Source organism: Paraburkholderia guartelaensis (assembly GCF_004353905.1).
Classification (GTDB): Bacteria; Pseudomonadota; Gammaproteobacteria; order Burkholderiales; family Burkholderiaceae; genus Paraburkholderia; species Paraburkholderia guartelaensis.
On the sequence record NZ_SMOD01000024.1, the window covers coordinates 15,605 to 39,290 of the forward strand.

Consider the following 23,686-nt stretch of genomic DNA (forward strand, 5'->3'; position numbering starts at 1 on the left):
GCCGGGGATGCTATGCGTTTCCCGGTTCACGACGCGGACCCTGCTTGAACCTTGAAAAACCTCTCTCGTTGGCAGTCCAGAATGCTGGAGTTCCCTCTCGTTGCGATGCCTGTGTTTGCCACATTGCTGGTCCGCACGGTCGCTGCCGCCACGCTCACAGTGCATCCCGGCGAGCTGGTGAGTTCGGCGATCGATGCGGCCCAGCCGGGTGACACCGTGGTGGTGTACGGCGGCCGCTACGAAGAGAACCTCAAGATAGGCAAGCGCCTCACGCTGCGTGGAATCGGCCGGCCGATGATCGATGGGCGCAATGCGGGCGACGTCATCCGCATCGCGGCGCCGGACGTGACGATCAGCGGTCTGGCGATCGTCAACAGCGGTGCGGACCTGACCGCACAAAACGCGGGCGTCTACGTGCAGCCAGGATCGGACCGCGCGGAAATCGATCGCTGCGAACTCGTCTACAACCTGTTCGGCATGTGGATCGAACACTCGGCCGACGTGCGCGTTCACGACAACGTAATCGTCGGCAAGCGCGACCTGCGCTCGCCGGATCGAGGCAACGGCATCCAGCTTTACAACACGACGGGTGCGCAAATCGTGGGCAACACCATCAGCTATTCGCGTGACGGCATCTACGTCGACGTATCGCAGCACGCGCTCTTCAAGGGCAACTCGATACACGACGTCCGCTACGGAACGCATTACATGAACTCGTACTACAACGTCTGGGACGGCAACGAGGTCTATCACAACCGCGGCGGTCTCGCGATCATGGAGTCGCGCAACCAGGTCGTGAAGAACAACCGGGTGTGGGGCAATACGGACCACGGCATCATGCTGCGCACGCTGCAAGACTCCGTAGTCGAAAACAACGTGGTTGCGGGAAACCAGCGCGGCTTCTTCATCTACGACGCCGAATACAACACGATCCGCGGCAACCTCGTGGTGGACAACAACGTCGGCGTGCACCTGTGGGGAGGTTCGGTCCATAACGACGTGACCGGCAACGACTTCATCGGGAACCGGGAGCAGATCCGCTACGTCGCGGCAAGCGACGTCGCATGGCCCGGCAACTACTGGAGCAATTATTTTGGCTGGGACAAGCGCGGCCGGGGCATTGGCGATATTCCCTATACCGCGAACGATCTCGTCGACCGGCTCACCTGGCGTGTGCCGGCGGTCAAAGTGCTCATGAACAGCCCCGCCGTGCAGTCGTTGCGCCTGATCGCGCAACAGTTCCCGCTGGTCGCCGTGCCGAGTGTCGTCGATGACGCGCCGCGTATGAAGCCTTCGCACGCAGGGTGGGCGAGCTGGGTCGGGAGGCAGCATGATTGAAATCACAGGCGTTGCGAAGGCGTTCGGCGCGCTGCGTGCGCTAGACGGTGTTGATCTCACAGTGCGCAAGGGTGAGCTGTTCGGGCTGATTGGACGCAACGGTGCGGGCAAGAGCACGCTGTTCCAGCTCATGCTCGGTCTTCTTTCGGCGGATGAAGGACGGGTGCAGATCGACGGCGAATGCGCCGGCAGTCGGCGCTTTCGTGCTGTCAAGCGCAGGCTCGGTTACCTGCCGGAGAACGTCGTGCTGTACGACAACCTGAGCGGGCTCGAGACGCTGCGTTTTTTCGCGCGGCTCAAGGGCGCCGACACCTCTGAGTGCACGCCGCTTCTCGAGCAGGTGGGTCTCGCCGGTGCGGCTGAGCGCAAGGTCCGGGAATACTCGAAGGGGATGAGGCAGCGGCTCGGTTTCGCGCAGGCGCTGCTAGGCGACCCGGCGCTGCTGTTTCTCGACGAGCCGACGAACGGCCTCGATCCAGAAGGCATTCGCGAGTTTTATCGAACTTTGAAGACCCGTCAGGAAGCGGGGACGACCATCGTCATCACCTCGCACATCCTTGCCGAGATTCAGCAGCGCGTGGACCGCGTCGCGATATTGCAGGCCGGGCGAATTAGCGCGGCGGGCAGTGTGTCCGCGCTGCGCGGCGACGCGAACCTGCCGCTTTCCATCGAAGTCGTCGCGCTTTCGGATGACACGCACGCCATCGAGCAGGCGTTGCACCGGGCACCGTTTGGTCGACTGACGATTCGCGGACGTCATATCGAATTCGAGTGCCCGCGCGACGCGAAGATGAGAGCCATTGCTGCGTTGGCGCCGCTGTCCGGCTGCATAGCGGATCTGCGGCTTCACGAACCGTCACTCGAAGACGTGTTCCTCGGCTGCACGGAGGTGAATGCATGAGCCTCGCCATTTGTTCGTCGTGGACGCAGATCCGCGTGATTGCCGGCAAGGAGTTCCGCGACCGGATTCGCAACCGCTGGGTGCTCGCCGTGTCGCTCGTGTTTGGCGTGTTCACGCTCGCGACCTCGTACTTCGGCGCGGCCACGCAGGGCGCCGTCGGCTTTCACGGCGTCGAGGCGCTGATCGCCAGTCTCGTCAGCCTCACGATCTATCTGCTTCCCCTGATCGCGCTGATACTCGGCTTCGATGCGATCGTCGGCGAGCGCGAGCGCGGCACGTTGAATCTGCTGTTGTCGTATCCGGTCACGCGCATCGAACTGCTGCTCGGCAAGTACGTCGGGCTCGCCGCGGCGCTGTCCTGCGCGACGCTCGCGGGCTTCGGACTCGCCGGCATCGTGATCGCCGTGCGCGCGCCGGCCGCCGACTGGTTTCAATACGCGGGCTTCGTCGTCAGCGCTGTGCTGCTCGGCTGCGTCTTCCTGAGTCTTGCCGTTTGCGCGTCGGTGTTTTGCGCAAGCCGCACGTCGGCAAGCGGCGTGGCGATCGCGCTGTGGTTCTTCTTTGTACTCGTGTACGACCTGCTGTTGCTCGGCGCGCTGGTGCTCACCGGCGGCGCCGCGCTCGGCCCGCTGTTTCCGCTGCTGCTCATGCTCAATCCGTCCGACGTCTTCCGCATCCTGAACATCTTTGGCCCCGGAGACTTACGCACGATGTATGGCCTCGTGAGTGTGTTTCCCGCCGGGCTTGCTGTTCCGCTCTTTCTCGGTCCCGTGATGCTCGCCTGGATCGCCGCGCCGCTCGGGCTCGCTGCCTGGAGATTCAATCGATGAACCGCCACTCTCTCAAGACGATCGCCGCGATGGCGGTCACCGTGCTCACCGTTGTGCTTGCGACCGGTTGCCAGAACGATTCGCGCGCGCTGCCCGCGCCGCATGAAATCAGCGATTCGACGGTGAGCGTGCTCGATGGCATGAGCCTCAAGGAATATCCAGGGCCGAAGGCGCAGATGCTCTATGCGGACGGGCATGCCGACTTCTTCTGCGACACGCTCGGGCTCTTTTCGGTGTATCTGCGCCCCGAGCACGATCGCAAGATTAGCGTGATGTACGTGCAGGACATGGGCGCGGCCGACTGGCGGCACCCGGAGGGCCACTGGATCGACGCGAAGCAGGCGATCTACGTGGTCGGCTCCAGGAAGCATGGCGCGATGGGGCAGACCTTCGTTTCGTTCGCGAAGGAAAGCGACGCCGCGCAGTTCGCGAAGTCCGAAGGCGGCCACCTCTATCACTTCTCCCAGATCACGAGTGATATGGCGACGACCGACGGCGGAGTGATCAAGGACCAGAACATGTAAGGAAACAGCGATGACACACTTCTTTCAAAACGTTCCCTCTGAAGCGGCCCAGCAGATCGATGCGCTGAGCCGCATGCTCTACGACCTGCGCGAGGACCGCAAGCTCATCCTCGCCAGATATCGCGCCGACGACGAGAAAGCGTTGCTGGCTCTGATTGCGGAGGGCAGGGTGGAAGAGCATCCGGCCTACGAGCACTACCTCGGCGCGAAGACGCTCGCGAATACGCGCGAAGTCATCCGCGAACAGTTGCGCGAACTGCTGGCCACGGGAGTTTGACCATGCTTCACATCGAGTTGAAAGAGCAGATCGAGGCGGCTTTCGACGCCACGCAACTGGCCTCGGTCACGCTGTGCCGCGACGCGCTCGAATTGAGTTTGACCAATGGCGTCGAGCTGACATTGCGCATTGCGGACCCGAGTGAGTACGCGATGAACTGGCGCTGGGGCGAAGCGGCGATGGGTATCGATACCGCGCCGGTGCACCCCACGCTCGGCACTTTTCCAAACCATCTCCATACGCCGGATGGCCGGACCGTTGACGATCCGGTCAGCGAAGTCGGCGTAGCGCCGTGGCACAACGTCCGCAGGCTGATTGCCCGGCTGCTAGCGCAACCGCTGCTCGGCTTTGACGCCCCGTTTGTGCACGATCTTTCGGAAGCCTTGAGCGACGAATCCTGAACCCCCTCAATAAGGAAGGACCATGAAAACTCGTAATACCGTGATCGCAGCAATGAGCTTCGCCCTTGTGCTAGGCCTTGCTGCATGTGACAAGAGCGGCGCCGCTTCGCAAATGGGCAGCGCCACGTCGAAGTCGATTGCGCCCATCGGTGTGGTGGCGATGGACCCGGGCGTGTCGGCGTCGGCGGGCTTCGTCAAGGTTGCAGTGAGCACAGCACCGGCCGCCGCGCCGAACCCAGGCGGCGAGAAGGTATTCAAGAGCGTCTGCTTCATGTGTCACCAGACGGGCGCGGGCGGTGCGCCGATTCTCGGCAACAAGACGGACTGGGCGCCGCGCATCGCGAAAGGCAAGCCGACGTTGTACAAGCACGCCCTGGAAGGCTTTACCGGCAACAACGGGATGATGCCGTCACGCGGCGGCAATCCGAGCCTGAAGGACGACGAGGTGAAGGCGGCAGTGGACTTCATGGTGTCGAAGATTCAGTGACATGAGCGAGGCGACGCCGCGCCGGCCGGGGTCAGGCGAGCGGCGCGGCGTCGGGAAGTCTTCGCTGTTACGACGCGTTTCGGATAACTAATCGCGTCGATGCCGCGTCATGCCAGGCGGCTCCCACAAAGCGACAAAAATGAAAGTCTCGTTCCGGATCTTGCTGTTCGCGCCATTGTTCGCGCTGCTGTTTGCATTTACCCACCCGGCCTTTGCTTCGATCTATGAGCAGGAGTTGCCGGACGAACTGTTCAGCCGTCCGGAGATGTGCAAATGGACCGACTGTGCCGGCGTGCTGCCAGGCGCAAATGAATTCTCGGCACGCAAGGGCAGCCCTCCATACGTCGAGGCTTATGCAAACGACGGCCACGCACGCGTGCTCAAGGGCTACGTATTCCTCTCGACCGATATCGTCGACATACAGGGCTACTCCGGCAAGCCTATCGTCACGCTGATCGGGATGGACACGAAAGGTGTGATTACCGGCGTCAGGGTGCTCAAGCACAGCGAGCCGATTCTGCTGGTCGGCATACCCGAAAGCAAGCTCCTCACGTTCTTGCGGCAATACGTTGGCCGGTTCGCTGGTTCGCGCTTCGAGATCGGACAAAGTAGCGCGGGCGGCGCGAACCTCGACGCCATTTCTGGCGCGACTGTCACCGCTATCGCCGAGAACCAGCTGATCTCGCGCTGCGCAATTGCGATCGCCAGCCAGGTGGGCATCGTGAAAGAAGCCGTCTTGCCGCAGGCAAAACTGCTGCCCGCTGATGCGCGCTACGGTTGGCCCGCGCTCGTCGACATGGGCGCTGTCCAGCACCTCGTGATCCACGCGAGCGACGTTGGAGCGGCGGACAGCGGCACACCCTATCTCGATCTCTACTATGGCTACCTGAACGCGCCCGCAATCGGCAAAAGCATTCTTGGCGACTACGATTACGCGCAACTGATGAACCGGCTCAAGCCCGGGGAGCACGCGCTTTTCATCGTGGCGAATGGCACGGAGTCGTTCAAGGGATCGGGCTTCGTGCGTGGCGGGATCTATGATCGCATTCAGGTCAGGCAGGGGATCAATGCGTTCACGTTCAAGGACTCCGACTATCTGAACCTCTATTCGTTGCAGGCGGCGGGCGCACCCGCCTTCAACGAGACCGGTATCTTCATCATCCGGAGCACGAGTTTCAGTGCCGCTTATCCGTGGAAATTCGTGTTCCTCGGCCACAGAATCGACAAGCAAACCGGCACGAAGAGTTTTTCGGCGTTCAACTCGCCGTACTGGCTGCCGGCGCGCTTTCTTGAGGGCGGTCGTCCGAAGGTTCAGGAAGAGAAGCCGGCCTGGTGGAACGCGTGGAACGGGAAGAAGGTCGAAATCGGTTTCTTCGTTGGCTGGGCCGTTGCGGTCATGCTGTTCTTTGCGACGCGCGACCGCTGGGTGCGCAAGGCGAAGCGCGCGAACAAGCGTTGGGTCTCGTGGCCGAAAACGGCGAGCTGGCTGATTGCGGTGGGTTTCGCAGGCTGGCATGAGATGGCACAGCCCTCGATCACGCAGGTGCTGACCTTCATCCATTCGCTGTTTGGCGGCTGGAACCTGTCGCTTTTCCTCTCCGATCCGTTCATCTTCGTCTTCTGGATCGTTATCGCTGTCACCGTGTTCGTCTGGGGACGCGGCTTGTTTTGCGGCTGGATGTGCCCCTTCGGGTCGATGTCCGAAATGCTTTACAAGCTCGCGCGCGCCGCGGGATTGAAGAAGCTGCAACGCAAGCTGCCGATGCGCTGGCACAACCGGCTGCGCAAACTCAAGTATGCGGTGTTCGCGGTTCTACTTGCCGTGTCGTTCTTCTCGATGCCATGGGCCGAGAAGCTCGCCGAGATCGAGCCGTTCAAGACGACCTTCCTCGTTGGCGTACTCAACCGATCGTGGCCGTTCATGTTGTTCTGGACAGTCGTTGTCGGCGCGTCGATCTTTATCGAGCGGCCATTCTGCAAGTATCTGTGCCCGCTCGGAGCCAGTCTCGCACTGCCTGGCCGCCTGCGCTTCCTCAAATTGCGGCGCAAGCCCGAATGCACGACCTGCCACGCTTGCGCAGTCGGCTGCGGTTCCCTCGCGATCGACGACAAAGGGCGGATCGACCAGATGGAATGCATGCTCTGCCTCGATTGCATGGTGATGTATTACGACGAGCACAGTTGCCCACCTCTCGCGAAGGAGAGAAAGCGGCGCGAAAAGGAAAAGCTGCCTCTGACTCGGATCGGCAAGGACGGACACTACATTCCGATCAAACTGGAAGTTCCCGAAAGCGCGAGCATCCGGCGCACAAACACCGCGCCGCTCGCGCGCCCGGCGGAAGCTCTCGCCCCTACAAAACAGAACAGGACGCGCGAATGAATCGAATGCTCAAGCTTTGGGCGAGCCTTCAAGTGACCATGAGTCTTTCGGGTTGGGCGGTGCTCGCGCATGCGGCGCAAGTCGATGCGCCCGATGTCAGTCGAGGGCAGGCCGTCGTGGCGCAGGGTTGCGCGGCCTGCCACGGCACCGATGGCAACAGTGCAGCTGAAACGTATCCAAAACTCGCGGGGCAGCACGCCGGGTACATCGTCAAGCAGCTAGGCGACTTCAAGGCGCCTCCTGGCGGCGGCCAGCCGGCACGAAACAACCCGATCATGGCGGGCATGGCCGGCACGCTCTCCGATCAGCAGATCGTGGATGTCGCTGCGTATTTCGCGGCCCAGAATCCACAGCCCGGCTACGCGCATGACAAGGACACGCTCGCACTCGGGCAACGCATTTATCGAGGCGGCATTGCGGAAAAGGGCGTGCCCGCTTGTGCCGCTTGTCACGGGCCCGCGGGCCAGGGCATTCCCTCGCTGTATCCGCGCCTCTCTGGGCAGTGGGCGGGATATACCGCAACCCAGTTGACCGCGTTCAGTCAGGGAGCGGGCGCGCGTGACAACAGCGCGCCGATGCATGCCATCGCGTCGCGTCTTTCGGACAGCGAAATCAAGGCGGTGGCCGACTACATATCAGGGCTGCGCTAGGGGCTCCATTCGCATCGACACGCCGCCGTCGAGGCGGCCTGGAAGAACCCATTCAAAAACGAGGAATGTCATGCAAGTCCAGGAAGACGAACGCGTCGACAGCGGCCGCCGGACGTGGCTGATTGCGGCATCGGTAGCAGGCGGTGTGGGGGGAATGGCTGCGGTCGTGCCTTTCGTAGGCTCGTTTGCGCCTTCCGAAAAAGCGAAGGCGGCCGGCGCACCGGTTGAAGTCGACATCGCCAATCTCAAGCCTGGCGAGATGATGACCGTGGCGTGGCGAGGCAAGCCCGTGTGGATCTTCAACCGCACCGATCAGATGCTCGCCGGTATTCAGAAGGTCGATAACGAACTCGCCGATCCACAGTCGAAGAATCCCTTTTCGATGCCCGAGCCCGAATACTGCAAGAACGAGTTTCGCTCGCGTGCCGAGCACAAAAATATTCTCGTGGCCGTGGCCGTCTGCACGCATCTGGGCTGCACACCCACGCCACGCTTCCAGGCGGGCCCGCAGCCAAACCTGCCCGAGAACTGGCCGGGCGGCTTCCTGTGCCCGTGCCACGGCTCCACCTACGATCTCTCCGGCCGCGTGTTCAAGAACAAGCCCGCGCCGCAGAACCTCGACATCCCGCCTTACATGTTCACGTCCGCAACGCAGCTCGTGATCGGCAAGGACGAAAAAGGAGAAGCGTAATGGCGAGCGGCACCGAACACGAAGTGGGAACGAAGGGGTTCCTGGGCTGGATCGACAAACGCTTCCCGTTGACCGCAATGTGGAAGACCCATCTCTCGGAATATTACGCGCCGAAGAATTTCAATTTCTGGTACTTCTTCGGCTCGCTTGCCCTGCTCGTGCTGGTGAACCAGATCGTCACCGGCATTTTCCTCACCATGAACTACAAGCCCGATGCGACGCTCGCGTTCGCGTCGGTCGAGTACATCATGCGCGAAGTGCCGTGGGGCTGGCTCATCCGCTACATGCACTCCACGGGCGCTTCGATGTTCTTCGTAGTCGTGTACCTGCACATGTTCCGCGGGCTGCTGTACGGCTCGTACCGCAAGCCGCGCGAACTCGTGTGGATCTTCGGCTGCGCGATCTTCCTGTGTTTGATGGCCGAGGCGTTCTTCGGCTACCTGCTTCCCTGGGGCCAGATGTCGTTCTGGGGCGCCCAGGTGATCGTGAACCTGTTCTCGGCGATTCCCTTCGTCGGCCCGGATCTCTCGCTGTGGATTCGCGGCGACTACGTTATCTCCGACGTCACGCTCAACCGCTTCTTCGCATTCCACGTGATCGCCATTCCGCTGGTGCTGATCGGGCTCGTGGTCGCGCACATCATCGCGCTGCACGAAGTGGGCTCGAACAACCCGGACGGCATCGAGATCAAGGAGAAGAAGGACGCGAACGGCGTGCCGCTCGACGGCATTCCGTTCCATCCGTACTACTCGGTGCACGACTTCATGGGCGTGTGTATCTTCCTGATGATCTTCGCGGCGATCGTGTTCTTCGCGCCGGAAATGGGCGGCTACTTCCTCGAGGCGAACAACTTCGTGCCGGCGAACCCGCTGCAAACGCCGCCGGAAATCGCGCCGGTCTGGTACTTCACGGCGTTCTACGCGATGCTGCGCGCCACCACCGACCCGTTCAAGATCGTGCTGATGATCGTGATCGCGCTGCTCGGGCTGCTCGCGCTGGTGCGCGCCCGCGGCAAATGGCGCGCCGGGCTGCCGGTGCTGGCGGTGCTCGTGATCCTCGCCATGTACTTCACCGAGTCGAAGTTCTGGGGCGTGGTGGTGATGGGTACGGCGGTGATCTCGCTCTTTTTCCTGCCGTGGCTCGACCGCTCGCCGGTGAAGTCGATCCGTTACCGGCCGTTCTTTCACAAGGTATTTCTCGGGATATTCGTGGTGGCGTTCTTCATTTTGGCGTTCCTCGGCACGCGTCCGCCGTCGCCAATGGGCACGCTGATCGCGCAGATCTGTGCGCTTGTCTATTTCGCTTTCTTCCTCGGCATGCCGTTCTGGACGCCGCTCGGCACTTTCAAGCAGCCGCCCGAACGCGTGCGTTTCAAACCTCATTGACCAACGAGCGAGGAGAACATGAATATGAAAAAGAACCTGCTTGCTAGACTCGCCCGTAACGCTGGGTCCGCCATGCTTGCGCTCGCTTTAGGGGCCGCCGGTGCGCCAGCGATGGCACAGGAAACGATTGCACTCGATCACGCCCCCGAAAAGGCGAATGACCTTGCCTCGCTCCAGCATGGTGCGCAGTTGTTCGTGAACTATTGCCTGAATTGCCATAGTGCGAACCTGATGCGCTACAGCCGGCTCCAGGATTTGGGCATTTCACAGAAGCAGATCGAGGCAAACCTGCTGTTTTCCGCCGACAAAGTGGGCAGCACGATGAGTGTCGCCATGCGAGCGGACGATGCCAAAAACTGGTTCGGCGCCGTGCCACCGGATCTTTCGGTGGAGGCGCGCTCGCGTGGGAGCGACTGGCTCTATACATACCTTCGCAGTTTCTACCGCGACGACACCCGGCCCACTGGCTGGAACAATCTGGTGTACGAAAACGTGAGCATGCCGCACGCGCTGTGGCAGTTACAGGGTGTTCGAGCCGCGAAGTTCGAGGATGCGGTTGACAAGGAAACCGGGGAAAAAGTCCACCGCTTCACGGGCTACCAGCAGGTGACGCCAGGAAAACGCTCGCCGGCTGATTACGATGCGGACGTCGCCGATCTGGTGGCCTACCTGGGCTGGATGTCCGAGCCGGAGCAGCAGACGCGTAAACGACTCGGCGTATGGGCGTTGCTCTTCCTTGGCGGCATGACTTTCGTGGCGTGGCGGCTGAATGCCGCGTACTGGAAGAACATCGAATAACGCAAAGGCGTTTTTCTCCGCCGCAAAGCCGGCGCTGGTCAGGCTACGAACGCTAGCCTGACCAGCGTACTTTACGACGGTGTTTGCCGCATCGTCGAGTGATTGACTGAGCGGCCGATGAGAAGGTGCGTCAACTCGCCGTGGTCGGAGGCGAGGTCGGCGAGCGTGCACCGGTCGAGCACATCGAAATACGCGCGCGTGGCGGCCCAGAAAGTCGAGCGGAGTCCACAGGCAGCGCTGTTCGCACTCGTGCTGTGCTCGGTGTCGAAGCGTTCGGACATGTCGAAATCCTGCTCCATCGTGCGAACGACTTCGCCGACCGTAATCAGCATGGCAGGGCGGCCAAGGCGCAATCCGCCTGCACGGCCTCTCGACGTGCTGAGATAGCCGGCCCGTCCAAGCGTATGGACGATCTTCGTCAGATGATTGCGTGAAATGCCGAACGCCACGGAGATCTGGTTGACCGTGAGGAGTTCGTCACGGTGAACGGTGGCGTAGACCAGCACCAACAGACCATATTTGGTGAAGCCTGTAAGCCGCATAGTGATTTGCTAACGTTGATTGGCGATAAAGACGCAGTTTCTCTTTCTGCCGAATTGTTGTGATTCGCTTTCGGATGAAAGGTGGGTGCATAGATAGTATGGCTGCATTGACTGCCGAGAAAATGCTACGGCTCAATGTTTCCGCGAGTTGATTCAATTGAGTATTGGCATCGCGGCGACACTGGCGTGAGGGCTTCGGTGCGAGCGAATACGGGTGCGGCAAACCGTCCGAAGTGGCGAATAGCTATTTGATTGCCGACAAATCTAGCCACACTTGCACGCGCGACAATACAAAAGTTACCCCAAAGCATTGAACGACTGCCATGTCTCTGATTACCGATTCCCCTACGTGCGCCCAATTGGCGAAAGCAGCGGTTGAAACAGATAGTCAATCGCAATCTAGAGCTGCTGCTAGCCGGAGTAGCCCGGTGAGGGCAGGCAAGATTCGTATACAAGACTTCCTTTCGAAGATGCCGCTGTTCAATGAAATGTCGGCGGAAGAACTCGATGTTCTGGCACTGGGCACCACCGAGTTGAGGGTGGCGCGCGGCGCGACGATATTTCGCCGCGGCGATCCCTGCCTGGGCTTTCATACGGTCGTTTATGGTCTGATCAAGCTGAGTTTCAGCTCTCCCGTTGGTGAGGAGAAGATCGTGCGTCTCGTGGGCCCCGGCGACGGCTTTGGCGAGGCGCTGATGTTCATGGACAAGCCTTATATCGTGTCCGCGCAGGCGTTGGCCGACACCTTGCTCCTGTATGTGAAGAAGTCGGTGGTCGTTTCAGAACTGGAGCACGATCCTGCCTTTGCACGCAAGATGCTGGCCGGGCTCAGCATGCGCCTTCACAATCTGATGCGCGACGTGGAGGCATACTCGCTCCAGTCCGGAACGCAGCGCGTAGTCGGATATCTGTTGAATCTCGTAGACGACACCTGTGAGAGCGCGCAGCAAGTGCGGCTTGAAACGGGAAAACGAACGATCGCTTCGCGGCTTAACATCACGCCCGAGCATTTCTCACGCATATTGCGTGACCTGAGCGTGCGAGAACTCATTGAAATAAGGGGCCGGGAAATCACCATTCCCGATGTCGCGCGATTGAGGAAAGGCTGATCGAGCGGCGCTAGTGCCCCGTGGAGCGCGCACGCACCGCGGAGACAAATGCCGGATCGACTTTCCCGATAACCGATGTTCGCGCGACGATGCATCCGTTCTCGTCGAGAAGCGCGATCACGGCGTTGTGGCTGAAATCGCTGTTCGTGCGCTGCCGGTAGGCGACGCCCAGTGTTGCGGCGAACGCCATCAGGTCTCCCGCCGTCGAGCGCGTCAGGCGCCAGGACGCCGCGTCTAGCCCATGCGCCTTTGCCATCGCGGCGAGATTCACGACGTCGTCGTGTTGCGGATCGAGACTGACCAGCAGCACGGAAGGAACTCCCCGTTGCTGAGCGCTTGCTGCGTGGCGAATTTGCTCGATAGTATCGATCGTCAACGGGCAAGCCGACGAGCAGGCGGTATAGAACATGCTGACAATGACTGGCCGCCCGCGCATCGAAGCGAGGTCGAACTGCCGCCCTTGCTGATCCTGTAGTGTGAGCGACGTCTGGTACAGCGAATCTCCGGGGGGCGAAAGCGACGGTGTGGCGGCGAAGGCCGCCGGGATACTCAATAGGAATGCGCAGAGCAAGATGCGGAAGCGCTGCATGGCACGACCTCGTTGTCGATGTTCATATCCTTGACGCAGCGAAAACCTACGCTGCGACTGCTGTCGGCTGGCTTCAATGCCGAGAGCGCGGCGACGCGCATCATCAGCGTGTAATCGGTGCGGTCGATGAATGCCAGCGCTGCGCCGCCACACAGCCCGAGTTCGCTGTTCTCGCCCGGATTGCGCGTATCCGTGTTTGCGAATAGCGCGGCGTAGTCGTCCACCCATTCGCCGGTCAGCGCATGCATGTCGAGTAGCCCATATACATTCGCGTGCTGGCGAACGGGTGTCACGCGTGGCGAGCCGAAGGTCGCCATCAGGTTCGCGAGCAGGCGCGCTTGCCGAACGGTGTCATTGCGTGCATCGCGATGTTTCTCGTCTGCCGCTGCCGCGTACTCCCATTCGATCCACTTCGGCAGGCGCGCCTGCTCCGAGGCGCAGTAGGCGCGCGCCGCAAACCAGCTAACCCCCGTTACGGGTTCATCGGGTGCAGCGTCGGGGCCGAGCGTCAATGGCCCGCTCCAGTGCGACAGATAGCCAGGAGTGGCAAACAGGGTGGCGACACGGTTGCGGCGCCAACGCGATTCGCCCCTGACAAAGGCGAGGAATTCCGCATTCGTCACGAGCTTTTCCCGCACGCGAAACGTCGCGACGACGAGCCTGTCTTTAGTGTCGTCGGCTAGTTTGATAGCACTACGGAATGATCCGCCCGGGACTTCGATATAACGCGTGTCGGCCAGTGCACACGTAGCGGCGAGAGAAAGTGCCGCCGCGAGAAGGAGCAACCGGGGCCGCATGAACAGGTTTCCTCCGACAAAAAGCTCAAGAACAACGGATCACGGCGTTGTTGCGCCGAAGTGTCGCAGTGCCATCAGCCGACCGTATGTGGCCGTGCCCGGTAGTGGCAGCGAATGGCATCCATCACGGAGCAGATGATCTGCAATACTTTCGGAGCGTATACAGCGCGTCAAGCGGCATGAAAGCGATTCTTGACTCGTCTTCAGGAATACACGTTACGTGTTCGCCGGTTGTTGCAGAGGATTGCACGAAGCGCTGGCGACGGGGGTTGCGCGGCAGCAAATGCGGGTTCGGTGCGAGGGCACATCATGTGTCGCATCCGTTTCCGCAACGAATTGTCTCGGGCTTCATGTGGGAGAGTCTTCCGTGGTCCAATTTCTCAAGATCGAAGAGCCACCGCGCACACCAGTGGCGGAGCAAGGCTTCGCACTCTGGCGACTGGGTTTCCGTCCCTTCTATTTGCTCGCGAGCGGCTTTGCCGCAGTGTCGATCGCACTATGGGCGCTGCAGTTTGCCGGTTTGCTCAAGGGCGCCTATTTGCGCGGGCCGATCTGGCATGCGCATGAAATGCTCTTCGGTTTCACGCTCGCCGTGGTCGTGGGGTTCCTGCTGACCGCCGGGCGCAACTGGAGCAACCGGCCAACCCTTTCCGGCGCGCCGCTCGCGGCCCTGGCCGCGTTATGGCTTGCCGGTAGGGTACTGGTGCTCACGCCCTGGGGCTGGGCGGCGGCAATCGTTAACGTGGCCTTTCCGCTCGCTGCTGCGGTCGCGTTGGGTGTTCCGTTCTTCGCGGCGCGCAATCGCCGCAATTATTTCTTCGTCGGTCTGCTCGTGCTACTGGCGCTGGCGCAATTGGGCGTGCACCTCGGCGAACTGGGCGTGCTGAAGCTGCCAGGCTGGGCCGGTGTACAGCTCGGGCTGGACGTGGTGCTCTTCATCATGTCCGTGATGGGCGGCCGCGTCATTCCGATGTTCACCAATAATGGCGTGCCAGGAGCACGGGCAACGCGCAAGCCCTGGCTCGAAAAGACCGTGCTGGGCTCGGTGCTGGCGCTGCTGGCTGCGGACGTGTTCCAGCTTGGCGGCATCGCGTTGGCGCTGCTGTGCGCCTTCTGTGCGGGTGCGCAACTGGCTCGTTGGTGGCTGTGGCAGCCGCTCAAAACGTGGCGCGTGCCCCTGGTCTGGGTACTGCACCTCGCGTACCTGTGGATAGCGGTGCATCTGCTGTTACGCAGCCTTGCAGCGCTGGGCATGATCGCTCCTTCCGTGGCAACGCATGCATTGACGGCAGGCGCGATCGGCGGACTCGTGATCGGCATGATGACGCGCACTGCGCGCGGGCACACTGGGCGCCCGTTACGTGCGAGCCGCGCGGACGTTGCGTGCTACGTCATGCTTGCGCTTGCCGCGCTGGTGCGGGTAGCGTTGCCGATGGTGGCGCCGGCACTGACGGTCCATGCGGTCTTGTGCGCGGGGGTGCTATGGTCTGCAGGTTTCGGCCTCTACGCGATTGCCTATTGGCCCGCCTTGACGCGTCCACGCATCGACGGACGTCCCGGCTGAACCGCGGTTCCGGTAGCCCGGTCGGCGCCACGCTTTCACGACGCATGGACTTGCGTTGAGGAAGCCTTACGCGAAGCGCTCAGATAAATCCGGATCGCGCCGAGCATGTTCAGCCCGAGCCACGCCGCTGAAACACCAGCGGCGAGCCCGCCAACGCGCGTAAAGCCCCATGGCTGGAGACTGGCCGCGAGCAGCAATGCCAGAGCGGCCAGGTGCGCCCAGAATTGCATCGACGCTGCGCGATCCGGAATCATGTCCTTGACTTTCGGTGCGAACCGCATGGCGGCGCCAGTGAGCGAGCGTTGAGCGTGATACCAGAGCAGAAACGGGACGATCTTGTAGAGCATGCCGTTGACCAGCGACCACGCCACGCCGTAGAGCAGCAATACGCCGAGCGTGACGGCGCTGGCGGGATTGCCCGTCTTGACGTGGATGGCCCACAGCGGTCCGCAACCGGTCAGGCATAGCATGGCCGTGCGCCAGAACAATGTGGTGGCGTCGGCGGCGGGACGCTTGCGCGTCCACAGCAGATGGAGGGTGATAACGGCGAACGCGGTGAAGGCAACGAGCAGTAGCACACTGAGCAGCGTTTCGACGCGGGGAGCCAATGCGGCGCTGAACGAAATCAGCGCAAGCAACGCAAACACACCAGGTGCGAGGCCAACTGTGAACACACGCGGATAAGGCTCCGTCACGACGAACATCGGAATGAGTTGATACGCCATCCCGATGGTGAGCAAACCCACCCAGCCCGACAAGCCCCACACGGCATGAAGGTTGGTCAGTGCGACGATCGGCAGCGGTATGCCAAAGGCTTGCGTGCCCGCCAATAACAAGCCGAGAACGATCGTGATGAGCAAGGCGACGAGTGCGAGCCGGCTCGCACCCAGCACGTCTGCGACACCTTTACGCGCTTCGTTGCGATATCGCCAGAAGCCGATCGCGCACGCAACAAGTAGCCAGGTAAACGCCGCTGCCAGCAATAGTAGCGCGACAGCATAGAGCGCTGGCGTGCCAGCCAAAAAAGCGGAACAGAGCGCCAGCGTGCCCGCGGTCAGCAGCGTATGTACGACGACTGCGCTCGCGCCAGTTCCCGCAACGCGAACGCCCGTAGCGACGGGGAGAATCTGCATGAGCGCGCCCGCCATCACGCTTGTGAGAATGCCTAGTGTGAACAGATGGGTAAGTGCGAGCGAAGCCGGAGACCAACGCGATGCCAGCGCGTCGGGTCCCTCCCAAACAAGGAGACCGGCGGCCAGCAACGCGAAAATGGGCGCGTTGAGGAAGAACCGAAACGGCACCGAGAGCGCGGGTGAGCTGTCTAGCGAAAGTGCACGGCGCATTAGTGCTTGCGCCAGACGCGGACTTCATGATGCCTGGGTGCGATCGTTTCGCCGACGAATTCGAAGCCCTTTTCGATGAGCATGCCATACAGGGGAAACGGCTCCCGATCGAGCACGACTAGCAACTGGTGATCCGGTTCCAGCGTGCCCAATGCGTGCATCACTCGTTCCAGTGGTTCAGGCGGCAGAAGGCCGCGCACGTCGAGGTTGACTTCGTGTTCGGACAGGTTCATGAGTAATCCTCTTTAAGTTCGGCCTGACGAGAGATGTCGGCTCAGGTGCGTCTATGACGTAACACTACCTGAAAGCAGGAGCATTCCGGCAATAACCCCGTTCACGGCGCATGTTCCGGCATCGATGCGGGCGATATTCTTGATGGACATTAAGGCGATCAACACCCTGCGGTTCCAGACTGTCGATCTCCGCTAATTCGCTTTCTGCGCGGGCGGCCCGGCGATCTTCTGACTCGTCTGATTCAGGCTTCGGTTTCAGCGGCTGCGCAGCGCACACGTTATGTATTCGTTCTTGTTTCGGCCCGACGGTCTGCTGCTGCAACTCTGCCTGACGCTCACGGCGCTGGACTGCATGCAGTCTTCATTGCGCGTTCCATTGAGGATAGGCCTCGTGCTGCTCGTGCTGGTGTTCTGCGGATTGAATCTCGACCCCAGTCTTCTCTCAACCTCGATCGGTTATCTTCCATGAGCCTGGCCAACACAAGTCACGATGCGTCGCCGCCGCTGGAACTGGTTTGCCCGGCGGGCAGTCTGCCGGCGCTCAAGGCCGCGGTCGACAACGGCGCCGATTGCGTCTACCTCGGCTTTCGCGATGCGACCAACGCCAGGAACTTCGCCGGCCTGAACTTCGACAAGGAAGCGATTCGCGCCGGCATAGCGTACGCACACGCAAAGGGGCGAAAAGTCTTCCTCGCCCTGAATACCTATCCACAGCCCACGGGCTGGGCCGCATGGCGTGAAGCCGTGGACGAGGCTGCGCGATGCGCCATCGATGCAATCATCGTAGCCGACGCGGGTTTGATGCGCTACGCCGCCGAGCGGTATCCGCAATTGCGCCTGCATCTGTCCGTGCAGGGGTCCGCGACCAACTACGAAGCCATCAACTTCTATCGCGAGCATTTCGGTGTCGTGCGTGCGGTTTTGCCGCGGGTGCTTTCCGTGACGCAGGTTGAGCAGGTCATCGAGAAGACGCCGGTGGAAATCGAGGTATTCGGGTTTGGCAGCCTGTGCGTGATGGTGGAGGGGCGCTGCGCGCTTTCGTCGTATGCCACCGGCGAATCGCCGAATACGCAAGGGGTGTGCTCGCCGGCCAGATCGGTGCGATGGCAGCAGACGCGAGACGGTCTGGAGTCCAGACTGAACGGCGTGTTGATCGACCGTTACGCCGACGGCGAAAACGCGGGTTATCCCACGTTGTGCAAGGGACGCTTCGAGGTGACAGGCGAGCGTTACTACACGATAGAAGAGCCGACCAGTTTGAATACGCTCGAGATATTGCCTCGGCTTGCGCAGATCGGCGTACGCGCGATCAAGATCGAAGGCCGGCAACGCAGTCCGGCTTATGTTGCGCAGGTCACCCGCGTATGGCGCGACGCCATCGACCAATGTGTCGCCAACGGACCGCGCTATAGCGTGAAGCCCACGTGGATGGCGGAGCTCGACAAGGTCGCCGAGGGGCAGCAGCACACGCTGGGCGCGTATCACCGCCCGTGGAAGTGATGGGAATGACGCCTTTTTTCAGCATTCGGGAGTGGGCACTGTGAAGATTGCCTTGGGGCCGGTCCAGTACTACTGGTCGCGCACAGCGATGATGCAATTCTACGAATCGGTTACGGACGCGCCAGTCGACGTGGTGTACCTGGGCGAAGTGGTCTGTTCGCGACGCCATGAACTTCGATTCAACGACTGGCTCGATATTGCCGACATGCTCGCCAACGCCGGCAAAGAGGTCGTGTTGTCCACGCAGATTCTTCTCGAGTCGGGCAAAGACATGACGACGCTCCGGGAGATTGCCCACAATGGCCGCTACACGGTCGAGGCCAACGATATGGGCGCGGTGCATAGCGTCGAAAATACGCCGTTTGTCGCGGGGCCCTGGCTGAACGTGTACAACCCGCCAAGTCTGGACTTGCTGGCCGGTCTGGGGGCGCGGCGCTGGGTGATGCCGCTGGAAATGGCGAAGGACGGCCTCGCACGGATGCAGGCGGAACGGCCGTCCTCGATGCAAACAGAGGTGTTTGCCTATGGCCGCATGCCGCTCGCGTTTTCGGCGCGCTGCTTTTCGGCTCGGCATCGCAACTTCCCTAAAGACAATTGCCAGTATGTCTGCATGGATCATCCGGATGGTCTGATGATGGAGACCCAGGAAGGCAAGCCGTTCCTGGTTCTGAATGGCATATCGACGCAATCTGCGCTCGTGTACAACCTGATTCAGGAGGTGGATGCATTGCGCGCACTGCACGTGGACGTATTGCGTTTGAGTCCCCAGTCGCAGCACATGGTCGAAATCGCGGGGTTCTTTCGTGACGTGATAGACGGCCGAGTGGATAGAGGCGATGCGCTCGCAAACATGCTGCCCTTGATGGCCGGACAGCCTTGTGATGGCTACTGGTACGGTTTGCCTGGGCTGGAACGGAAAGCCGTTTGAATTGCTCGTCGCGCTTAAAAGAAAATCTCAATGAGTTCCCCAACCTATCAACTGCCCTCGGTATTGAAAAAGGCGCTGTCCCTGCTGCCGGCCTATCCCGGTTCCGTGTTGTTCGCGGGCGCACTCAATGCGGTGCTGGCGCGGCACCTGCCCGCCGATACGCTGGATCAGCTCGACGGCCGCGCGCTGCGCATCGAGGCGCGAGACGCTGGCATCGGCTTCGATTTCGTTTGTCGCGGGGGCCGGTTTTCCGCGGTACGGCCTCAGAGTGAAGTCGCACTGACGATCAGTGCAAGCACGCACGATTTCATGCTGCTTGCGCAACGCAAGGAAGATCCCGATACGCTGTTCTTCAGCCGCCGCCTGACGATGGAAGGCGATACCGAATTGGGTCTGCTGGTGAAGAACACACTGGACGCGACGGATTTGGCGACGTACTTCTCTCTCGGCCGCTTTGCACCGGAACGCTGGCTTCGACGCGTCCGTGAAATGAAAGAGAAAGGGGCCGGCCCGTGGATGTGAACCAGAATTGAACGAGGTCTCCATGACTGTTGACAGAAAAGCGTTGCCGCTCGTGTACTCGTGTTCGGGCTGTTCAAGCGCGGCGCAGATGGCCAATCATGTTGCTCTGCAGCTTGATCGGCGCGACGCAGCGGAAATGTCCTGCATTGCGGGCGTAGGCGGCGACGTCCCTTCGCTACTGAAAGTTGCCGGATCGGGCCGGCCCATCGTCGTGATCGACGGCTGTCCTTTGGTGTGCGCGCAGAAGTGCCTGGAGCGGCACGGCATCGTTCCAGATCAGCACGTTCAGCTCGCTGACTGCGGCGTGAAAAAGCGCTTCCACGAGGATTTCGATCGCGAGGAGGCGGAGCGGGTCATCAACCGTGTGCTCGATTCCATAGTGACGCTCGGCGCGCTCCAGGTGACGCCGCGATGAGCCTGGCCGCTTTGCATCTGCAAGTTCGCTTTATTCGCTGCGAAGCGTGAATGCGGGAAACAGCGCGGCTATCCTGCCGATGAGTTCGCGATCGGGATAGCCCGCCATCGATACGGCATTCAAGCCGTCATCGTCACAACCTTGACTGCGAAAGACCTGCAACGCGTAGTTCGTTACGTTCATTGCCGAGAGCGTTTGCGCGAGACTCAGGATTTCGCTTTCCGGTAGTAGCTCGGGATGCAGTGTCGTGCGGCATTCGTATTGCACGCCGCTGGCCTGCACGGCCTCGAGACTGGCCAACGCATGCTTGCCACTGGAGGGAACGCGGGTAACGCTCGTGTAGTCGCCAAACGCCGCCTTGACGTCCAGTCCAACCCAATCCACCAGCGGCAAGACTTCCCTGAGACGTCGCGGGTGCGTGCCGGCAGTATGCAGGCCAACCTTGAAACCTAGTGCTCTCACATCACGCATGGCCTGCCCGAGCGCCGGATCGCCTGTAGGCTCGCCGCCGCTAAAGACGACGGCATCTAGCAAGCCCACTCGGCGCGTCAACAGGTTCAAAACGGCTTGCCACTCGAGCGAACCATTGCGGGTGCGCGGCTGTAAATGCGGATTGTGGCAATACGCGCAGCGCCACGGGCATCCCTGCACGAATACGACGGCAGCAATCTGGCCGGGATAATCCGTTGCGGTGAACGGGACCACCCCGCCCACTCGCAGTGAGCGGGGTGCTTTCGGGCCGAAGTCCGGCCCGCGCGATTTCATCTCAGTGGGCAAGCCGTGCCTCGCGTTCGCTGAAATATTTGCGCTCGTGGAATTCGCCCTTTTTGCCGGTGTTGAACGAAGAGACCGGACGGTGATAACCCATGACTCGAGTCCAGATCTCGCAGGGCTGGCGTTCTTCGTCGGAGAGCGTGACGCAAGCGTGGTTAGCCTTCAAGGATTGAGAGAGTACGGTGCTCATGGTTCAGACCTCAGCGGGTTCGAGTTGAGAAAGCTTGCGTTGAAGAATTTCTTCGTCGCAACGTGGGCAAAACTTGTGGCTGCCTCCGAGGTAGCCGTGCTTTGGGCAAATCGAGAAGGTAGGCGTGACGGTGATATAGGGCAGCGAGAATCGATTCAGCGCGCGTCGAACCAGTGTGCGGCAAGCGTTGGCTGACGAAAGCGGTTCGGTCATATACAGGTGCAATACCGTACCGCCGGTGTATTTGCGCTGTAGATCGTCCTGGCGCTCCAGCGCTTCGAACGGATCGTCCGTGAAGCCAACGGGCAACTGCGACGAATTCGTGTAGTACGGCATATCCGGCGTGCCGGCCTGCAAAATGTCCGGAAAGCGTTTGCGATCTTCCTTGGCGAACCGGTACGTCGTTCCTTCAGCCGGTGTGGCTTCGAGATTGTACATGTGGCCGGTTTCTTCCTGATACTCGAGCATGCGCGCGCGCACGTGATCCAGCACGCGGATCGCCATGGCATGTCCCCATTCGCTGGTGATGTCGTGTTCGTCGGACGTGAAGTTGCGGATCATTTCATTGATGCCGTTCACACCCAGCGTGGAAAAGTGGTTGCGTAGCGTGCCGAGGTAACGCCGCGTGTATGGGAACAGCCCGTTGTCCATGTGATGCTGGATGACCTCGCGCTTGATCTCGAGGCTCGTCTTGCCGAGTTCGAGCAGTTCGTCGAGGCGCCGGAGCAACCCGGCTTCGTCACCGGCATGGACGTGGCCCAGACGCGCGCAGTTGATTGTGACGACGCCAAGGGACCCCGTCTGCTCAGCGGAGCCGAATAAGCCATTGCCGCGTTTGAGCAGCTCGCGCAGATCCAGCTGGAGCCGGCAGCACATGGAGCGGATCATGTTCGGCTTGAGCTCGGAATTAATGAAGTTCTGGAAATAAGGCAGCCCGTAGCGCGCAGTCATTTCGAACAGGCGGTCTGCATTCGGGCTGTGCCAGTCGAAATCGGGCGTGATGTTGTAGGTCGGAATCGGAAAGGTGAAAGCGCGGCCTTTCGCGTCGCCGGCCATCATGACTTCGATATACGCCTGATTGATCATGTCCATTTCGGCTTGCAGATCGCCGTATGTGAAGGACATCTCGCGCCCGCCGATCAGCGGCACCTGCTCGCGTAGATCTTCAGGGCAAACCCAGTCGAACGTGAGATTCGTAAAGGGCGTTTGCGTACCCCAGCGCGAAGGCACATTGAGGTTGTAGATCAATTCCTGAATGTATTGGCGAACCTCCGCATATGAGAGTTGGTCGTGGCGCACGAAAGGGGCCATGTACGTGTCGAACGAACTGAACGCCTGCGCGCCCGCCCATTCGTTTTGCAGCGTGCCGAGGAAATTGACGATCTGGCCAATGGCGCTCGACATGTGCTTCGGCGGCGAGGCTTCGACTTTCCCCGGTACGCCATTCAGACCTTCGTTCAGCAGTGTGCGCAGCGACCAGCCCGCGCAATATCCCGAGAGCATGTCCAGGTCGTGAATGTGCAGGTCCGCGTTGCGATGGGCCTGGCCCACCGCCGCCGGGTACACGTGGCTGAGCCAGTAATTGGCAATGACCTTGCCCGATACGTTCAGGATCAGGCCACCGAGCGAATAGCCCTGATTGGCGTTGGCGTTGACGCGCCAATCCTGTTGCTCGAGATATTCGTCGATCGAAGAGCGAACCTCGATCAACGGCTTGTCTTGCTGCGCCTTGCTTGAGGCGCCTGGCAGCGCGGGGTCGCGGTCGGCAATCGAGGCGGGAAGCGCGAGAGGCACGGTGAACCTCCTTTGAATACTAGATATTGTTGGTGTGGCGATCTTATTAACTAGATGTAGTGCGTGTCAACGATACTCGATGGCGAGTTAGGTGGGACTTGATCCGTGCTAATTTCGCCGGTTTTGCGCTGCGGAGGCGACGCTTTGGGGGGCGTCATACGGGACACGACGCGGCGATTGCACGCACGCGTCGATGGAGATTCGCGATGATCGAGGGGAAAGGGGCCGGCACTGCGGGCGAATGCCGCTTGCCCGTGCCGGCCTTGCAGGAGGGAGAGATGCTGCTGGCGGGAGGAAACGGTGCGAGGCGCGCGTTAGCCGCCGCTGCACCCACAGGTGCCGCCGGTACTGCCGCAGCCGCCGGCAGCCCGCTCCTGATTGACCGCGGTGTTCGAATCAGGGCTTGCGAGCACGAAGTCGATCACGATCTGCTCCGGCTGGCGCGCCACGTACTCGATACGAACCGGGCGCGGATAGTACTGGGCGATTTGCTGCAAGAGTGGAATGGGGTCGTGGTCGTTCACGAAGCGCATTGTCTCGCCGTCGTCGAGCGCTTCCAGCGCACCGAAAATCGCTGCATGACGGAATCGTTTGGCAATGCCGCGTGCGTCGAATACATAGGTACGGTTGTCGAGAATATCGGCCATATCAGGCTCCTGGTCAAAATATTGGAAGTGTGAAAAGCGTGTCCCGCAGGAAGCCGGCCACAGATCGTGACCGGCTT

General features: G+C 61.0%; 25 protein-coding genes and 2 pseudogenes. 19 read left to right on the top strand and 8 right to left on the bottom strand.

Annotation, left to right across the window (positions count from 1 at the left end):
• The first annotated feature begins 81 nt into the window (after positions 1–81).
• The 12 genes from E1N52_RS27250 (at position 82) to E1N52_RS27305 (ending at position 10,662) form a co-directional block, all read left to right on the top strand.
• Positions 82–1,338, top strand: coding sequence for a nitrous oxide reductase family maturation protein NosD (locus tag E1N52_RS27250; protein ID WP_133185903.1), 1,257 nt, complete (start codon positions 82–84; stop codon positions 1,336–1,338).
• A complete protein-coding gene (locus E1N52_RS27255; RefSeq protein ID WP_133185904.1) occupies positions 1,331–2,239 on the top strand; it encodes an ABC transporter ATP-binding protein in 909 nt (302 codons plus the stop codon). The genes E1N52_RS27250 and E1N52_RS27255 overlap by 8 nt, the downstream gene beginning before the upstream one ends.
• Positions 2,236–3,069, top strand: coding sequence for an ABC transporter permease (locus E1N52_RS27260; protein ID WP_133185905.1), 834 nt, complete (start codon positions 2,236–2,238; stop codon positions 3,067–3,069). The genes E1N52_RS27255 and E1N52_RS27260 overlap by 4 nt, the downstream gene beginning before the upstream one ends.
• On the top strand, positions 3,066–3,593 hold the full coding sequence (locus tag E1N52_RS27265) for a nitrous oxide reductase accessory protein NosL (RefSeq protein WP_133185906.1): 528 nt from the start codon (positions 3,066–3,068) through the stop codon (positions 3,591–3,593). The genes E1N52_RS27260 and E1N52_RS27265 overlap by 4 nt, the downstream gene beginning before the upstream one ends.
• 10 nt (positions 3,594–3,603) lie before the next feature.
• Positions 3,604–3,870: a hypothetical protein gene (locus tag E1N52_RS27270; protein WP_133185907.1), complete on the top strand. Its 267-nt coding sequence runs from the start codon at positions 3,604–3,606 to the stop codon at positions 3,868–3,870.
• A gap of 2 nt (positions 3,871–3,872) precedes the next feature.
• Complete coding sequence (locus E1N52_RS27275; protein WP_133185908.1) at positions 3,873–4,271, top strand: toxin-antitoxin system TumE family protein; 399 nt, start codon at positions 3,873–3,875, stop codon at positions 4,269–4,271.
• 22 nt (positions 4,272–4,293) lie between these two features.
• Positions 4,294–4,758: a c-type cytochrome gene (locus E1N52_RS27280; RefSeq protein ID WP_133185909.1), complete on the top strand. Its 465-nt coding sequence runs from the start codon at positions 4,294–4,296 to the stop codon at positions 4,756–4,758.
• 139 nt (positions 4,759–4,897) lie between these two features.
• Entirely contained in the window at positions 4,898–7,138 is a 2,241-nt protein-coding gene (locus E1N52_RS27285; protein WP_133185910.1) for a NosR/NirI family protein, read from the top strand.
• On the top strand, positions 7,135–7,788 hold the full coding sequence (locus E1N52_RS27290) for a c-type cytochrome (protein WP_133185911.1): 654 nt from the start codon (positions 7,135–7,137) through the stop codon (positions 7,786–7,788). Before E1N52_RS27285 ends, E1N52_RS27290 begins: the two co-directional genes overlap by 4 nt.
• Positions 7,789–7,858: 70 nt before the next feature.
• Positions 7,859–8,479, top strand: a complete 621-nt coding sequence (gene petA / locus E1N52_RS27295) for a ubiquinol-cytochrome c reductase iron-sulfur subunit (RefSeq protein ID WP_133185912.1) — start codon at positions 7,859–7,861, stop codon at positions 8,477–8,479.
• The gene (locus E1N52_RS27300; protein WP_133185913.1) at positions 8,479–9,864 is read left to right on the top strand and encodes a cytochrome b; all 1,386 of its coding nucleotides are present in this window, start codon (positions 8,479–8,481) and stop codon (positions 9,862–9,864) included. Before petA ends, E1N52_RS27300 begins: the two co-directional genes overlap by 1 nt.
• Positions 9,865–9,888: 24 nt before the next feature.
• The gene (locus E1N52_RS27305) at positions 9,889–10,662 is read left to right on the top strand and encodes a cytochrome c1 (RefSeq protein WP_425468140.1); all 774 of its coding nucleotides are present in this window, start codon (positions 9,889–9,891) and stop codon (positions 10,660–10,662) included.
• A gap of 71 nt (positions 10,663–10,733) precedes the next feature.
• Here E1N52_RS27305 and E1N52_RS27310 read toward each other — a convergent pair whose 3' ends face one another.
• The gene (locus E1N52_RS27310; protein WP_133185914.1) at positions 10,734–11,204 is read right to left on the bottom strand and encodes an Rrf2 family transcriptional regulator; all 471 of its coding nucleotides are present in this window, start codon (positions 11,202–11,204) and stop codon (positions 10,734–10,736) included.
• Between the two features lie 470 nt (positions 11,205–11,674).
• Between E1N52_RS27310 and E1N52_RS27315 the strand changes: the two genes are divergently transcribed.
• On the top strand, positions 11,675–12,313 hold the full coding sequence (locus E1N52_RS27315; RefSeq protein WP_425468142.1) for a Crp/Fnr family transcriptional regulator: 639 nt from the start codon (positions 11,675–11,677) through the stop codon (positions 12,311–12,313).
• Positions 12,314–12,323: 10 nt separating this feature from the next.
• On the opposite strand, the gene E1N52_RS27320 is transcribed toward E1N52_RS27315, so the two are convergent.
• Together E1N52_RS27320 and E1N52_RS27325 are read right to left on the bottom strand one after the other, a co-directional pair.
• The gene (locus tag E1N52_RS27320; protein WP_165979453.1) at positions 12,324–12,866 is read right to left on the bottom strand and encodes an SCO family protein; all 543 of its coding nucleotides are present in this window, start codon (positions 12,864–12,866) and stop codon (positions 12,324–12,326) included.
• A complete protein-coding gene (locus tag E1N52_RS27325; protein WP_133185917.1) occupies positions 12,863–13,699 on the bottom strand; it encodes a formylglycine-generating enzyme family protein in 837 nt (278 codons plus the stop codon). The genes E1N52_RS27320 and E1N52_RS27325 overlap by 4 nt, the downstream gene beginning before the upstream one ends.
• 367 nt (positions 13,700–14,066) lie before the next feature.
• On the opposite strand from E1N52_RS27325, the gene E1N52_RS27330 reads away from it, so the two are divergent.
• A complete protein-coding gene (locus E1N52_RS27330) occupies positions 14,067–15,263 on the top strand; it encodes an NnrS family protein (protein ID WP_246089232.1) in 1,197 nt (398 codons plus the stop codon).
• Between the two features lie 35 nt (positions 15,264–15,298).
• On the opposite strand, the gene E1N52_RS27335 is transcribed toward E1N52_RS27330, so the two are convergent.
• Together E1N52_RS27335 and E1N52_RS27340 are read right to left on the bottom strand one after the other, a co-directional pair.
• The gene (locus tag E1N52_RS27335; RefSeq protein WP_133185919.1) at positions 15,299–16,606 is read right to left on the bottom strand and encodes a hypothetical protein; all 1,308 of its coding nucleotides are present in this window, start codon (positions 16,604–16,606) and stop codon (positions 15,299–15,301) included.
• Positions 16,606–16,839, bottom strand: coding sequence for a DUF2249 domain-containing protein (locus tag E1N52_RS27340; RefSeq protein ID WP_133185920.1), 234 nt, complete (start codon positions 16,837–16,839; stop codon positions 16,606–16,608). The genes E1N52_RS27335 and E1N52_RS27340 overlap by 1 nt, the downstream gene beginning before the upstream one ends.
• 280 nt (positions 16,840–17,119) lie before the next feature.
• Between E1N52_RS27340 and E1N52_RS27345 the strand changes: the two genes are divergently transcribed.
• Genes E1N52_RS27345 through E1N52_RS27365 form a run of 5 tightly spaced genes read left to right on the top strand, consistent with a single transcriptional unit; the run spans position 17,120 to position 20,204 of the window.
• Positions 17,120–17,308, top strand: a complete 189-nt coding sequence (locus E1N52_RS27345) for a hypothetical protein (protein ID WP_133185921.1) — start codon at positions 17,120–17,122, stop codon at positions 17,306–17,308.
• Complete coding sequence (ubiU, locus tag E1N52_RS27350; RefSeq protein ID WP_425468141.1) at positions 17,305–18,339, top strand: ubiquinone anaerobic biosynthesis protein UbiU; 1,035 nt, start codon at positions 17,305–17,307, stop codon at positions 18,337–18,339. Before E1N52_RS27345 ends, ubiU begins: the two co-directional genes overlap by 4 nt.
• 40 nt (positions 18,340–18,379) lie before the next feature.
• A complete protein-coding gene (ubiV, locus tag E1N52_RS27355) occupies positions 18,380–19,267 on the top strand; it encodes a ubiquinone anaerobic biosynthesis protein UbiV (RefSeq protein WP_133185922.1) in 888 nt (295 codons plus the stop codon).
• Between the two features lie 30 nt (positions 19,268–19,297).
• Positions 19,298–19,789: a ubiquinone anaerobic biosynthesis accessory factor UbiT gene (gene ubiT, locus E1N52_RS27360; RefSeq protein WP_133185923.1), complete on the top strand. Its 492-nt coding sequence runs from the start codon at positions 19,298–19,300 to the stop codon at positions 19,787–19,789.
• A gap of 22 nt (positions 19,790–19,811) precedes the next feature.
• A complete protein-coding gene (locus tag E1N52_RS27365) occupies positions 19,812–20,204 on the top strand; it encodes a putative zinc-binding protein (RefSeq protein WP_133185994.1) in 393 nt (130 codons plus the stop codon).
• A 30-nt stretch (positions 20,205–20,234) separates the two neighbouring features.
• Here E1N52_RS27365 and E1N52_RS27370 read toward each other — a convergent pair whose 3' ends face one another.
• The 3 genes and pseudogenes from E1N52_RS27370 to E1N52_RS27385 form a co-directional block, all read right to left on the bottom strand.
• Positions 20,235–20,969, bottom strand: a complete 735-nt coding sequence (locus E1N52_RS27370) for an anaerobic ribonucleoside-triphosphate reductase activating protein (protein WP_133185995.1) — start codon at positions 20,967–20,969, stop codon at positions 20,235–20,237.
• A gap of 1 nt (position 20,970) precedes the next feature.
• Positions 20,971–22,962 (bottom strand): annotated as a pseudogene (locus tag E1N52_RS27380) (ribonucleoside triphosphate reductase).
• Positions 22,963–23,369: 407 nt separating this feature from the next.
• Positions 23,370–23,609: pseudogene (locus tag E1N52_RS27385) on the bottom strand (DUF2249 domain-containing protein); the annotation flags it as partial.
• Positions 23,610–23,686 lie beyond the last annotated feature (77 nt).